A 13,893-nucleotide genomic window follows, 5' to 3' on the forward strand; every position below is an offset into this window, starting at 1 on the left:
GGTTCCTCACTGTTCGGGTCGCGAAATGAAAGCTGTTTCCGTCATCCTGCCGCTGCTCCTGTTGGCCGCGTGCGCAGATATTCCCGAGTTGGAGGGAAGCGAAGCGACCTCGGTAAAGGCCGCGCCCTACCCCAAGCTGATCCCGTTGACCCAGGTCAACGTGCCGCCCGTCGACCCGGTGAACGAGGCAGCCGCCGTGGAAGAAGAATTGGAACAACGGGCCGAGCGGCTGTCGCAAAAGGCACAGGCACTCCAGAACGCCGAGACCCAGTAAGCCCCGCACGATCGCCCGGCGCCCAACAACTCTGCCCCTGACGGATTGCACCGCCGCGTTGAACCAGCTATGGCAGCCGACAAAGGACCTTGCGTCCAACAGGCAGACTTCGAGCGGAAAGGAACCCACGGAATGACACAGGCGCTGCGGCTTGGAATTGCTGGCTTGGGAACCGTGGGTGTGGGCGTCGTCAAGATCGTGCGCCGTCATGCCCAATTGCTCCAAGCACGCACTGGTCGTCCGATCGAGATCGTTGCCGTTTCGGCGCGCGACGCCGCCAAAGATCGCGGGGTGAACCTGTCCGGCTTCGCGTGGGAAACCGACCCTGTGGCCTTGGCCAAGCGCGACGACATCGATGTGTTCGTCGAGCTGATGGGGGGTGAAAATGGCCCGGCAAAGGCCTCGGTCGAGGCGGCATTGGCCAGCGGCAAGGATGTGGTCACCGCAAACAAGGCGCTGCTGGCCATTCACGGCCAGGCATTGGCGGAACAGGCCGAAGCCGCGAGCCGCGTGATCCGGTTCGAGGCCGCCGTGGCCGGAGGAATTCCGGTCATAAAATCCCTTACCGAAGGGTTGGCCGGGAATGACATCAAGCGCGTCATGGGCGTGATGAATGGCACCTGCAACTATATCCTGACCCGAATGCAGTCGCAGGGTCTGGGCTATAACGCCTTGTTCGAGGAGTGCGCTCAGTTGGGGTATCTCGAAGCGGATCCCAACCTTGACGTTGGCGGCATCGACGCGGCGCACAAGTTGGCGCTGTTGGCCTCTATCGCGTTTGGAACAAAGCCGAATTTCGACGGGATCGAGATCGAGGGCATTCAGCATATCAGCTTGGATGACATCCATCAGGCCGACGATATGGGCTACCGCATCAAGCTGTTGGGCGTTGCGCAGCGCACGCCGCGCGGGCTTGAACAACGGATGCAACCCTGCCTGGTACCCAGTGACTCGCCTTTGGGGCAGCTGGAAGGCGGCACCAACATGGTGGTCATTGAGGGCGACGCCGTCGAACAGATCGTTTTGCGCGGACCCGGCGCTGGCGAAGGCCCGACGGCCAGTGCGGTGATGGGGGATGTTTGCGACCTGGCTCGGGGCCTGCGGATTTCCACCTTTGGTCAACCCGCCACGTCGCTGGTCGACTCCAAGCCCGCAATCACCGGCCTGCCTGCCCCTTATTATCTGCGCCTTGCATTGCTGGACAAACCAGGTGCGCTGGCCAAGGTGGCCGCGATTCTGGGCAATGCCGGCGTTTCAATCGACCGGATGCGCCAATACGCACATGCCGAAGATACGGCGCCGGTACTGATCGTTACGCACAAGACCACACGCGCCACGCTGGACGTTGCGTTGGAGGACTTGCGCACCACGGATGTGGTTGCGGGCGAACCGGTAGCTCTGCGTATCGAGCAGGTTTGAACCCTTGCGGCCTGCGCCACGAGCAGGCTATGCCAGTCAGGACGTCTTCGCTTTACCAAAGGATTACATCGCATGAGCGCTGCCAAAATCGATTTCAACGACCGCCTTCTGTCCCTAGGACTTGCGCGCGTGGCTGAGCAGGCCGCTCTGGCCTCGGCCTCGCTGGTCGGACGCGGAGACGAGAAAGCCGCCGATCAGGCCGCGGTCAATGCGATGCGTGAACAGCTGAACCTGCTGGATATCGCTGGCGTGGTCGTCATCGGCGAGGGCGAGCGCGACGAGGCGCCGATGCTGTATATCGGCGAAGAGGTCGGCACCGGCAACGGCCCGGGCGTGGACATCGCTCTGGACCCGCTCGAGGGTACGACGCTGACGGCAAAGGATATGCCCAACGCCTTGACCGTCATCGCGATGGGTCCGCGCGGTTCGATGCTGCACGCGCCGGACGTCTACATGGACAAGCTGGCGATCGGCCCCGGCTTCCCCGAGAACGTGGTGACACTGGACATGTCCCCGCGGGAAAGGGTCGAGGCGCTGGCCAAAGCCAAAGGCTGCACCCCCGAGGACATTACCGTTTGCATTTTGGAACGTCCGCGCCATGAAGCGATGATCGCCGAGGTGCGCGAAACCGGTGCAGCGATCCGCCTGATCACCGACGGTGACGTTGCAGGCGTCATGCACTGCGCCGAGTCCGAGACGACCGGCATCGACATGTACATGGGCCAGGGTGGCGCGCCCGAAGGCGTTCTGGCGGCCGCCGCGCTGAAATGCATGGGTGGCCAGATCTTTGGCCGTCTGATGTTCCGCAATGATGATGAACGCGCTCGGGCGGCCAAAGCCGGTATTACCGATCTGGATCGTGTCTATGCCCGCGACGAGATGGTCACCGCCGATGTGATCTTTGCGGCGACCGGTGTCACCGGCGGGTCGCTGCTGCCGCGGATCAAGCGGGAACCGGGTTGGGTCGAGACGACGACCCTGCTGATGCGCTCGAAAACCGGATCGGTGCGGCGCATGTCCTACCGCACCCCCATTTGGCCGCATGTCGAAGGCTGAGCGGCCCGCAGACACAACCATTCAAGGGCCGGGTCCGACAGGATTCGGCCCTTTTCAGGAGAAGTGGATTGAGCTTTCTGGGTGTTGAACAGTCTTTGACGGGCCGCCGGTGGATTGGTCCATCGCCTGAATTGGACCGGGCCGCCGAGATGCTGGCCCAGCAGACCGACCTGCCCCGCCCCCTGTGCCAGGTACTGGCACGGCGAGGTGTCCCGCCGATGGAGGCCGAGAGCTTTCTGTCTCCAAAACTGCGCGACCTTCTTCCCGATCCTCGCAGCCTGCGCGACATGGAGATCGCCGCAACGCGGTTCCTGAAAGCGGTACGGGACAACCAGCGCATCGCCGTTTTCGCCGACTATGATGTCGACGGCGGCAGCTCGGCAGCCCTGTTGCTGGTTTGGCTCAGGCAGATGGGGCGTCAGGCGACCTTATATGTGCCCGATCGTATCGACGAGGGCTATGGCCCCAACGCCCCCGCCATGAGCCAGCTTGCTGAAACGCATGATCTGATCATCTGTGTTGACTGCGGCACGCTAAGCCACGAAGCAATTGCCGCAGCCAAGGGGGCCGATGTGGTCGTTCTCGATCACCACCTGGGCGCCGAAACGCTGCCGGATTGCGTGGCGGTGGTGAACCCCAACCGCCAGGATGAAAGCGGTGACCTGGCCCAACTGTGTGCTGCAACCGTTGTCTTTCTGATGCTGGTCGAGGCCGGGCGCCAACTGCGCGAGGCCAACGCCCGAGGTCCGGACCTGATGGCGATGCTGGACTTGGTCGCGCTGGCGACCGTGGCAGACGTGGCACCTCTGATCGGGGTCAACAGGGCGCTGGTTCAGCAGGGTTTGAAAGTGATGGGGCAGCGGCAACGCCCCGGACTGGTTGCGCTGTCCGAAGTGGCGCGCATGGATTCGGCGCCCAACAGTTACCATCTGGGTTTTCTGCTTGGGCCGCGCATCAATGCCGGCGGCCGGGTCGGGCAGGCAGACCTCGGCGCGCGGTTGCTCAGCACCGACTCGGTGACCGAGGCCGAGGCCTTGTCCCGGCGCCTTGATGACCTGAACACCGAACGGCGCGACATCGAAAATGCGGTCCGCGCCGCAGCGCTGGCACAGGCCGAAGAACGTGGATTGGATGCGCCGCTGGTGTGGGCTGCAGGTGACGGCTGGCATCCCGGCGTCGTTGGGATCGTGGCGGCTCGCCTGAAAGAGGCGTCGAACCGTCCCGCCGTCGTGATTGGTTTCGACGGTGACGAGGGCAAAGGCTCAGGCCGTTCGGTCTCGGGTGTCGATCTTGGCGCATCAATCCACCGTCTGGCCGCCGAGGGATTGTTGGTCAAAGGCGGCGGTCACAAGATGGCCGCAGGTCTGACCGTGATGCGCGACCAGTTGGAACCGGCGATGGAGCGGCTCTCGGAGTTGCTGGCGAAACAGGGTGCGGGCCAAGCCGGTCCGGCCGACCTCAAGCTGGATGGCGCGTTGATGCCCGGGGCGGCCTCGGTTGATCTGATCGAAAAGATCGAGCAGGCCGGCCCATTTGGCGCCGGGGCCCCTGCCCCTCGATTTGCAATGCCCGACCTGCAGGTCCGCTTTGCCAAGCGGGTTGGAGAAACCCATTTGAAGCTGTCGCTCTCGGACGGAATGGGCGGTGGGCTGGACGCGATTGCATTTGGTGCCTTTGACGGACCGATGGGCGAAAGGCTGTCAAATCACGGTGGTGCGCGGTTCCATTTTGCCGGTCGGCTCGAGGTCAACACATGGGGTGGCAGGCAAAGCGTGCAGTTGCGCCTGGAAGACGCGGCCGAAGCAAATTGACCGCTGACGCCACTGCCTTTTTTGACCCGCAAAAAAGTTTCCCGGCCGTGCGTTTTTCGTCTTGCGGGTAGGGGGCGTAATCCGTAAAAGGCCCTCCACAAGCCAGCGTGGCCCGTTCGTCTATCGGTTAGGACGCCAGGTTTTCAACCTGGAAAGAGGGGTTCGATTCCCCTACGGGCTGCCACTTGTGCTTGGGCAATGCTGACGTGGCCCGTTCGTCTATCGGTTAGGACGCCAGGTTTTCAACCTGGAAAGAGGGGTTCGATTCCCCTACGGGCTGCCATTTTCACCCCCGAGAAACGCTAATCCCGCGCTACCACTGCGGCAACTTTCTGCATCGAAATTTGCAAATCGACGTGCGGTGTCGCTGAAAAACCCATAGTGAAGGGTCATTGGCATGCTCTTTTCGCCTGGCATATGACGCCACGTCGAGTGGATTAAAAACCATATATTTTCAAAGCCATAGGCGTTGAAATCGTTGGGTCAAACAGGCCAATTTCGCCATTTACTAATTTTTTAGTTTGACAGACTCGCGAAAAATCGCTGATGCTGTTCGTCATCCGGTTCGCGCCGGAGAACCATAAATTTTGGGAGGAGAAAGATGCGGAAACATCTTTTGTCCGCAGTGGCGGCGGCTGCCGTCATTGCGGGGCACGGTCCTGTTTGGGCCGACGAAGCCGCAGCACAGCGCTGGGTCGACGACGAATTCCAACCATCCACCTTGTCGAAAGACGAGCAGATGGCGGAAATGCAGTGGTTCATCAAGGCTGCCGAACCGTATGCCGGGATGGAGATCAACGTTCTGTCCGAAGGTATCCCGACCCACTCGTATGAATCCGAAGTTCTGACGAAGGCGTTCGAGGAAATCACCGGCATCAAGGTCAACCACCAGATCCTGGGTGAAGGTGAGGTCGTTCAGGCCGTTCAGACGCAGATGCAGACCGGACGGAACCTGTATGACGGCTATGTCAACGACAGTGACTTGATCGGTACGCACTCGCGCCTGCAGTTGGCCTATCCCCTGTCGGACATGATGGCGGGTGATTGGGCGGCGACAACCTCGCCGACGCTGGACCTGGATGACTTCATGGGCATCCAGTTCACCACCGGTCCCGACGGCAAGCTGTACCAGCTGCCCGACCAGCAATTCGCCAACCTGTACTGGTTCCGCAAGGACTGGTTCGATGACGAAGCCAACAAGGCCGCATTCAAGGAAAAATACGGCTATGATCTGGGCGTACCGGTCAACTGGTCTGCCTACGAGGATATCGCCGAATTCTTCACCAATGACGTGAAGGAAGTGGACGGTGTCGCGATCTATGGCCACATGGACTACGGCAAGCGCGCACCTGACCTTGGCTGGCGGATGACCGACGCATGGCTGTCGATGGCCGGTGCCGGCGACAAGGGCGAGCCGAACGGTGTGCCGGTCGACGAATGGGGCATCCGCATGGAAGCGGGCACCTGTAACCCGGTCGGCGCCTCGGTGTCGCGGGGTGGTGCCGCAAACGGCCCAGCGGCCGTTTACGCGATCCGCAAATGGGACGAGTGGCTGCGGGCCTATGCGCCTCCGGGTGCGGCGTCCTATGACTTCTACCAGTCGCTGCCCGCCCTGTCGCAAGGCAACGTGGCCCAGCAGATCTTCTGGTACACAGCCTTTACCGCCGACATGGTCAAGCCCAAGTCCGAAGGCAACAACACTGTCGATGATGAGGGCAACCCGCTGTGGCGGATGGCGCCCAGCCCGCATGGCCCCTATTGGGAAGAAGGCCAGAAGGTTGGCTATCAGGATGTGGGATCGTGGACTTTCCTGAAGTCCACCCCGTCGGATCGGGCGCAGGCCGCGTGGCTGTACGCTCAGTTCGTGACGTCCAAGACTGTCGATGTGAAGAAGTCCCATGTGGGTCTGACCTTCATCCGCGACAGCTCGGTCAACCACGAGTCGTTCACCGAACGCGCACCCAAGCTGGGTGGCCTGGTCGAGTTCTACCGCTCGCCCGACCGTGTGGCGTGGTCGCCGACCGGCATCAACGTTCCCGACTATCCGAAGCTGGCCCAAATCTGGTGGCAGCAGATCGGTGACGTGAACTCGGGCGCCTTCACCCCGCAAGAGGCGATGGACCGTCTGGCCGAAGAGATGGACATCACCATGGCCCGCATGCAGGCCGCGGATGAAAGCGCCGGCGTCTACGGCGGCTGTGGTCCGCGCCTGAACGAACCGCAGGATCCGGCCTTCTGGCTGGAGAAGCCGGGCGCGCCGAAAGCCAAGCTGGAGAACGAGAAGCCGCAAGGCCAGACCGTCAACTACGACGAACTGGTGGCACGCTGGCAGTCCCAGTAAGCCACTACTCCCCGGGGGGCGCCGGTACCGGCGCCCCTTACCAACCAAGACCAAACAGCGTTGCCACGCGCTGCGGGATCGGAACCCACGGACATGATCGAACTACAAAACGCAACCAAGCGGGTCGGCACCGTTACCCATATCAAACCCACGTCCCTGACGCTGCAGACCGGCCATTTCAACGTGCTGCTGGGCGCGACCGGGTCGGGCAAGACCTCTCTGATCAAGATGATGGCCGGGTTGGACCCGATCGCCTCGGGCAAGGTCCTGATGGATGGGCAGGACGTCACACGGCTGAATACGCAGAAGCGAAAAATCAGCCTCGTGCACCAGTTCTTCGTGAACTACCCGCATATGACCGTATTCGACAACATCGCCTCGCCCCTGCGTGTGGCAGGCATGGCGCAATCCGAGATTGAAGGACGCGTGGAAGAGGCCGCCGACCTGCTGCAACTGCGCCCGATGCTGCACCGTCGTCCGCATGAACTGTCGGGTGGTCAACAGCAGCGCACCGCACTGGCCCGCGCCATCGCCAAGGACAGCCGCGCCGTGTTTCTGGACGAGCCGCTGGCCAACCTGGACTACAAGCTGCGCGAGGAACTGCGCGAGCAATTGCCCGAGCTGTTCGCCGGGCGCGGCGCCGTGGTGGTCTATGCCACGTCCGAACCCGAAGAGGCGCTGCTGCTGGGCGGCTACACCGCCTTGATGGAAGACGGCCGCGTGACCCAGTTCGGCCCGACGGCGGACATCTATCGCAATCCCGAAAACCTCGCCGCCGCGAGGGTGTTCTCGGACCCCCCGATCAACGTGGCCCGCGTCACGGTCGCCGGTGCCCAAGCGCGCCTGGCCGGTGGAGGCGGATGGACTGTGTCCGGGATTGCCGATGGCGAATACATGGTCGCCGTGCGTCCGCACCGGGTCACTCCGCTCAAGGCTTCTGACGACGACGTTGAACTTACCGGCCGCGTGATCGTGACCGAGCTGTCCGGGTCCGACTCCAGCGCGCATTTCCAACATGGCGAGGACGCCTGGGTCTCGCTGGCCGCCGGGGTCCACCCCTATCAGGTGGGCGAAGACCACACATTCTACATGAACCCGGCCCATTGCCGGTATTTCGGCCAAGACGGCAAAAGGATGGCCTGACATGGCACAGATCAAGCTTTCCAACCTCAAACACAGCTACATGCCGTCGCCGCAAGGCCCGCAGGACTATGCGCTGAAGGAAATCGACGTGACCTGGCGTGATGGCGGGGCCTATGCCCTGCTGGGGCCGTCGGGCTGCGGCAAGTCCACGCTGCTGAACATCATCTCTGGCCTGCTGACCCCGTCCGAAGGGCAGATCCTGTTCGACGACCGCGACGTGACCGCCCTGCCCCCTGATCAACGCAACATCGCACAGGTATTCCAGTTTCCGGTGATCTACGACACGATGACCGTGGGCGAAAACCTGGCCTTTCCGCTCAAGAACCGCGGCGTCGATCCGGCGACGATCAAGCGCCGCGTCGACGAGATCGCCGAGATGCTGGATGTCACCGACATGCTGAACACCCGCGCGAGCGGCCTCAGCCCGGACAACAAGCAGAAGATCTCGATGGGGCGCGGTCTGGTCCGCGACGACGTGAACGCGGTGATGTTCGACGAGCCATTGACCGTGATCGACCCGCATCTGAAATGGAAGCTGCGGTCCAAGCTGAAAGAGCTGCACCAGCGCGTCAAGGCGACGATGATCTATGTCACCCACGACCAGACCGAAGCGCTGACCTTCGCCGACGAGGTCGTGGTGATGCAGGAAGGCGAAGTGGTCCAGATCGGCACCCCGGTCGAGCTGTTCGAACGCCCGCAGCACACGTTCGTGGGCCATTTCATCGGCTCGCCCGGCATGAACGTTCTGCCCTGCGAAGCCCGCGGCGATCGTGCCCTGTTCGAAGGGCACGAGGTGGCGCTGGAAGGTCCGGTCAGCGGCAGTGGCGGCCGCACAGATCTGGGCATCCGGCCCGAATATGTGGGTTTCGGCCCCGAGGGCATTCCGGCCCATGTCACCAAGGTGGCCGATATCGGCCGGCATTTTGTGGTCAGTGCCATGGTCGGCAACACCGCGTTGAAGGCGGTGACCGAACACGCGCCCCCCGAGCCCGGATCGCAAGTCTTTCTGAAATTCAAACCTGAACAGACGCGCGTGTATCGCGACGGCTGGATCGCAACCGAGGAGCGCGCCCGATGAGAACGGAAAACCAGAAAGCGTGGTTCTTTGTCCTGCCGGTGCTGGCGCTGGTGGCGTTCAACGCGCTGGTGCCGATGATGACGGTGGTCAACTACTCGGTGCAGGAAACCTTTGGCAACAACCAGTTCTTCTGGGAAGGGCTGGGCTGGTTCGAACAGATCCTGCGGTCCGACCGGTTCCAGGCGGCGCTGGGGCGGCAGTTCCTGTTCACCGCGCTGATCCTGATGATCGAGGTGCCGCTGGGCATCATCGTGGCCTTGTCGATGCCGCGCAAGGGCTTTTGGGTGCCGGTCTGCCTGGTCCTGATGGCCCTGCCGATGCTGATCCCGTGGAACGTGGTCGGCTCGATGTGGAACATCTTCACCCTGCCCAAGATCGGCCTGCTGGGGTATTTCCTGAACGACGTGCTGGGCATCAACTATGACATGACCCAACAGCCGCTGTCGGCTTGGATCACCATCGTGGTGATGGATGTCTGGCACTGGACCTCGTTGGTGGTGCTGCTGTGCTATGCCGGCCTGGTTTCGATCCCCGACGCCTATTACCAGGCGGCCAAGATCGATGGTGCAAGCCCCTGGTCCGTGTTCCGCTATATCCAACTGCCCAAGATGAAGACGGTTCTGACCATCGCGGTTCTGCTGCGGTTCATGGACAGTTTCAACATCTACACCGAACCCTTCGTTCTGACCGGGGGTGGCCCCGGCAACTCGACCACCCTGCTGTCGATCGACCTGGTGAAGATCGCGCTGGGACAGTTCGACCTTGGCCCCGCGGCCGCGATGAGCCTGATCTATTTCGCCATCACGTTGCTGGTTTCCTGGGTCTTCTACACCCTCATGACAAAGGATGACGCGCAATGAAGAAGCGGTCTCTCATCCCGATCCTGTATATCGCGTTCCTGATGCTGCCGATCTATTGGCTGGTGGCGATGTCCTTCAAGACCACGAACGAGATCCTGTCGGGCTTTTCCCTGTTTCCCCAGACCTTTACGCTGGAGAATTACATCACCATCTTCACCGATCCGACATGGTATTGGGGCTATATCAACTCGATCACCTACGTGACGATCAACACGGTGCTTTCGGTCTGCGTGGCCTTGCCTGCGGCCTACGCGTTCTCGCGCTATCGGTTCCTGGGCGACAAACAGTTGTTCTTCTGGCTGCTGACCAACCGCATGGCCCCGGCGGCCGTGTTCGCCCTGCCCTTCTTCCAGCTGTATTCGTCGATCCATCTGTTCGACACCTACCTGGCGGTGGCGCTGGCGCACACGCTGTTCAACGTACCGCTGGCGGTGTGGATCCTGGAAGGTTTCATGCGCGGCATCCCGAAAGAGCTGGATGAAACCGCCTATGTCGACGGCTATTCCTTCCCCCGGTTCTTCGTCACGATCTTCCTGCCCAATATCAAGGCGGGCGTGGGCGTGGCGGCGTTCTTCTGCTTCATGTTCTCGTGGGTGGAAATGCTGCTGGCCAAGACCCTGACAGCGGTCGAGGCCAAACCCATCGCCGCCGTGATGACCCGTACCGCGTCCAGCGCCGGCTACGAGCTGGGCCTGCTGGCCGCCGCCGGCACCCTGACCATCATCCCCGGCGCCATCGTCATCTGGTTTGTCCGCAACTACATCGCGCGCGGCTTCGCGATGGGACGTGTATGAGGTTCGACATGCGCAAACTCCTTCTCTCCCTCTCCCTGCTCGCCCCGTCCTCGGCGCTGGCGCAAGCCAAGGCCGGCTGGGGCAATGTCGGTCAGGAAGAACCCAAGGGCTTTTCATGGACCGACCCGCTGTGGCCCGATTTCTGGATGGCCTGGACCCCGGCAACGCTGGCGGTTTTCGTGGGCATCTTCTCAGCCATCGCCCTGATCGGCGTGCTCGAGGTGGTCAAGTTCCGCGACGGGATCGAACGCCGGGGCGTGCTGGGCCTGACCACCACGTTGGGCGACCGGCTGTTCATCACCCTGCTGGGTTCGGCCTACATCTTTCTGGCCTGGCTGGGGCTGGTCGGCCAACCGGTCTGGACCCCGCTTTTCCTTTCGATCGGCTGGGGCATTTTCGTTTTCTGGAAAGTTTAGGCTTTGCGTAACCGCGAAAGGATGCTTGTCTGGCAAGCATAACAGGCAAAATGGTGACACCGAGACCGATGCGAAAGAGAAAGACAGGAAATCTGCTGACCGAGGTTGAACTGGAGTTCATGAACGAGCTCTGGGCACTTGGCGAAGGCTCGGTACGCGACGTGCTGGACCGGCTGCCGCCCGAGCGGAACCTGGCCTACACCTCGGGCGCGACGATCCTGCGTATCCTGGATGAAAAGGGATTTGTCCAAAGCCGCAAGAATGGCAAAACCCTGATCTACCGTCCGCTGCTTGAGAAGGACACCTATCAGGCGCGGTCGCTGCAGAACCTGTCCCGCACGTTGTTCGATGACACCCCGGCCTCGCTGGTGGCACGACTTGTCGACGACGCCGGCCTGACCGAAGCTGATCTGGAGGAAATTCGAGCACTGGTAGAGAGGAGACTGCAAAATGACAGCGGTTAAACCGGTTCTCGATGTATTTCTCGACCTGAACGTGGTGCTGGTTCTTTCAGCACTCATCTGGCTGTGCGCCCGCATGGCCGTGGCCCGAACGCGTCTGCGGCACGACTACATGACACAGCTGCGCGTGCTGAAGGTTCTTTGCGTCTGCGTCATGCTCAGCCCTGTTCTGGCCCTTGGGGTCACGGCAGCCGCCGGTTTTTTCTGGCCGGGTCAAGCCGTTTCCATCGGTGATATTGCGGTAGCGGCGTATTTGCGCGGTGAAATCGCGATGCCGGCTACACAATTCGAAGCTCTGCTGAACACGCGCGAACGTTGGGTCGACACGGTTCTGTCCGGACAAAGCGCCCTTGTGACGGCCGTGCTGGTGCTGCTGGCCCTGGCCGCCCTCCGGATGCTGGTCCGCACCGTCCGGGATGCGCTGGCGATCCGCGATACGGTGGTTTCCAGCTTCCTGTGGCGGCGTTCGGCCAACGTGGACATCCGCTTGTCCGATCGGATCACGGTTCCATTTGCCGTGCGCGGGGCGCGTCGTCGCCATGTCGTTCTGCCCAGCCATCTGTTGGACACCCCCCGTGAACTGCGATTTGCCCTGGCGCATGAATTGCAGCACGTTCGCGCCCGGGATGTCGAATGGGAGATTGCGTTTGAGGCCGTGCGACCGCTGCTGTTCTGGAACCCTGCCTACTGGGTTTTAAAATACCAGTTCAGCCGATTGCGCGAACTGGCCTGCGACCAGTCCGTCGTCACCCGGCGCGGGATCGACGCGCGCGACTATACCGATTGCCTGCTGAGCTATTGCGCCCGCACCGTCGCACAAGGCCGGCCACGGGTTTTGAACGTGGCGCTGGTCTCTGGTGGCAAGGCCAAACGGGTTCTGAAACAGCGCGTGATCGCGCTGGCCGATGCGCCCTCGTTCTCGGCACCGTTGCCGGCAATGTTCCTGGGTTCAGCCCTGCTGTTCGCTGTTCTCCTGGCCTTGGGTGCAGCCACGATCCGCCAGACTCAGGACTGGAGCCATGACCGGCTGATGCTGTCGACCGTCGTGAACCTTGAACGGCTCGAGGCACGCAATCAGGGCAACTGATCGGCGACGCCCGGATCTATCCTGTTGCTGGCCCGACCGCTGAACACGGGTCGCTCGAGCGGGCGGCCCAACGCTTGGACGTGCCGCCAGAGGAACACTGCCCAACATGCTCCCCAAGCCAGGGCCGCGGGCACGTCTGCAGAGGACGCCCGCAAAACCGCGGCAAGGCACAGCAAAGCATATCCAATACTATCGATCGCGCTGGGGCGCAGCCGGCCGCAACGGCGCGCGACCGCACGGGCAGCTACGGCATAGATCGCGCAGCTGACCGCTCCGACCGTCAGAACGTGCAACGCATCATGCGCCGCCAGCAAGTCGGGGAAGTACAGCGAAGCCGCCAACAGGGACAGACCAGCGGGCAACCACGCAAAGGCAATATGAAGCATCGCCAGCAATCCATCCTGAAGAACTGCCGTTGAATGCCAGAGCCACAGACGCCCACCTTCGCACCCGGTGCAGATCACAAGAAGGACGCCGATAAGCGGATCATCGGCGACGGAAACAAGCCCGAGAAGCACCGCAGTCAAAGCCAGAGCTGCCGCCGAAGCGTCTCCCATTGCCCTCGCGCACCGAAACCGATGCGCGGCGGTTGGGCTTTGGTGCGTCCAATTCCATGTGAATGCAGCGATCATGCGCCCGCCGACAACCGACACCAAAAGTGCCACAAGCAAAACTGAAGGGAAGGACGGCGCAGACCCAGCTAGAAAGGCAAGTTGGCAGATGGCCAGGAAAAGGGCGAAAAGCGCCTGAAGCCCTCCGGCAACCGCGGGCTCGCGCAGTGCAGCCCAAGCGAGACGACCGGTGAGAAAGAGCAAGAACGCCGTGCCCATTGGGACGATGAACATGGGTTCGCCCCCAAGCGCACCGATGGCGGCAAACCGGGACATCGCCCAAATCGCAAACAGCAACAATGTGCCGGTTGGCGAGACAGAATCGCCCCCCGACCAGCTGCGCATCGCCGTCAGCGAATAGCCCGCAAATGCCGCGCCGACGAAGCCGAACAACATCTCATGCGCATGCCAGGCGTACAGCCCCGGCAACGGCGACCAATGGGTGATGAAATCCTGCCCCAGAAACAGGCCGCTCACCCCCAGAAGGGCAGCCGCCCCCGCCGCAGGAAACATTATCCGATGAGGCGAGGACAGCATGGTTT

At 62.1% G+C, this 13,893-nt stretch carries 13 protein-coding genes and 2 tRNA genes; 14 read left to right on the forward strand and 1 reads right to left on the reverse strand.

Annotation, left to right across the window (positions count from 1 at the left end):
• Positions 1 to 25 precede the first annotated feature (25 nt).
• From ACR0BA_RS05310 to ACR0BA_RS05375, 14 genes are all read left to right on the forward strand, one after another.
• Complete coding sequence (locus tag ACR0BA_RS05310; RefSeq protein ID WP_480726791.1) at positions 26 to 274, forward strand: hypothetical protein; 249 nt, start codon at positions 26 to 28, stop codon at positions 272 to 274.
• Positions 275 to 406: 132 nt separating this feature from the next.
• Complete coding sequence (locus ACR0BA_RS05315; protein WP_170419341.1) at positions 407 to 1,693, forward strand: homoserine dehydrogenase; 1,287 nt, start codon at positions 407 to 409, stop codon at positions 1,691 to 1,693.
• A 72-nt stretch (positions 1,694 to 1,765) separates the two neighbouring features.
• Positions 1,766 to 2,749, forward strand: coding sequence for a class II fructose-bisphosphatase (gene glpX, locus ACR0BA_RS05320; protein WP_170433255.1), 984 nt, complete (start codon positions 1,766 to 1,768; stop codon positions 2,747 to 2,749).
• A 68-nt stretch (positions 2,750 to 2,817) separates the two neighbouring features.
• Entirely contained in the window at positions 2,818 to 4,560 is a 1,743-nt protein-coding gene (gene recJ, locus ACR0BA_RS05325) for a single-stranded-DNA-specific exonuclease RecJ (RefSeq protein ID WP_480726793.1), read from the forward strand.
• 109 nt (positions 4,561 to 4,669) lie between these two features.
• A tRNA-Glu gene (locus ACR0BA_RS05330) sits at positions 4,670 to 4,744 on the forward strand.
• Between the two features lie 24 nt (positions 4,745 to 4,768).
• Positions 4,769 to 4,843, forward strand: a tRNA-Glu gene (locus ACR0BA_RS05335).
• Between the two features lie 318 nt (positions 4,844 to 5,161).
• Positions 5,162 to 6,901 (forward strand): ABC transporter substrate-binding protein, encoded by a 1,740-nt coding sequence (locus tag ACR0BA_RS05340; protein WP_170339174.1) that lies wholly within the window; start codon positions 5,162 to 5,164, stop codon positions 6,899 to 6,901.
• Between the two features lie 93 nt (positions 6,902 to 6,994).
• Positions 6,995 to 8,044, forward strand: a complete 1,050-nt coding sequence (locus ACR0BA_RS05345) for an ABC transporter ATP-binding protein (RefSeq protein ID WP_480726795.1) — start codon at positions 6,995 to 6,997, stop codon at positions 8,042 to 8,044.
• A gap of 1 nt (position 8,045) precedes the next feature.
• Positions 8,046 to 9,122, forward strand: a complete 1,077-nt coding sequence (locus tag ACR0BA_RS05350; RefSeq protein ID WP_480726797.1) for an ABC transporter ATP-binding protein — start codon at positions 8,046 to 8,048, stop codon at positions 9,120 to 9,122.
• Positions 9,119 to 9,982, forward strand: coding sequence for a carbohydrate ABC transporter permease (locus ACR0BA_RS05355; protein ID WP_005983941.1), 864 nt, complete (start codon positions 9,119 to 9,121; stop codon positions 9,980 to 9,982). The genes ACR0BA_RS05350 and ACR0BA_RS05355 overlap by 4 nt, the downstream gene beginning before the upstream one ends.
• The gene (locus tag ACR0BA_RS05360; RefSeq protein ID WP_170339760.1) at positions 9,979 to 10,776 is read left to right on the forward strand and encodes a carbohydrate ABC transporter permease; all 798 of its coding nucleotides are present in this window, start codon (positions 9,979 to 9,981) and stop codon (positions 10,774 to 10,776) included. Before ACR0BA_RS05355 ends, ACR0BA_RS05360 begins: the two co-directional genes overlap by 4 nt.
• A gap of 146 nt (positions 10,777 to 10,922) precedes the next feature.
• A complete protein-coding gene (locus ACR0BA_RS05365; protein ID WP_370797609.1) occupies positions 10,923 to 11,192 on the forward strand; it encodes a DUF2160 domain-containing protein in 270 nt (89 codons plus the stop codon).
• A gap of 68 nt (positions 11,193 to 11,260) precedes the next feature.
• Positions 11,261 to 11,656, forward strand: a complete 396-nt coding sequence (locus ACR0BA_RS05370) for a BlaI/MecI/CopY family transcriptional regulator (protein WP_170339764.1) — start codon at positions 11,261 to 11,263, stop codon at positions 11,654 to 11,656.
• Complete coding sequence (locus tag ACR0BA_RS05375) at positions 11,643 to 12,740, forward strand: M56 family metallopeptidase (protein WP_260065644.1); 1,098 nt, start codon at positions 11,643 to 11,645, stop codon at positions 12,738 to 12,740. The genes ACR0BA_RS05370 and ACR0BA_RS05375 overlap by 14 nt, the downstream gene beginning before the upstream one ends.
• On the opposite strand, the gene ACR0BA_RS05380 is transcribed toward ACR0BA_RS05375, so the two are convergent.
• The gene (locus ACR0BA_RS05380; RefSeq protein WP_480726800.1) at positions 12,728 to 13,888 is read right to left on the reverse strand and encodes an NnrS family protein; all 1,161 of its coding nucleotides are present in this window, start codon (positions 13,886 to 13,888) and stop codon (positions 12,728 to 12,730) included. The two genes, ACR0BA_RS05375 and ACR0BA_RS05380, sit on opposite strands and share 13 nt — an antisense overlap.
• Positions 13,889 to 13,893 lie beyond the last annotated feature (5 nt).

The sequence above is a fragment of the Ruegeria sp. CI5 genome, assembly GCF_056536885.1.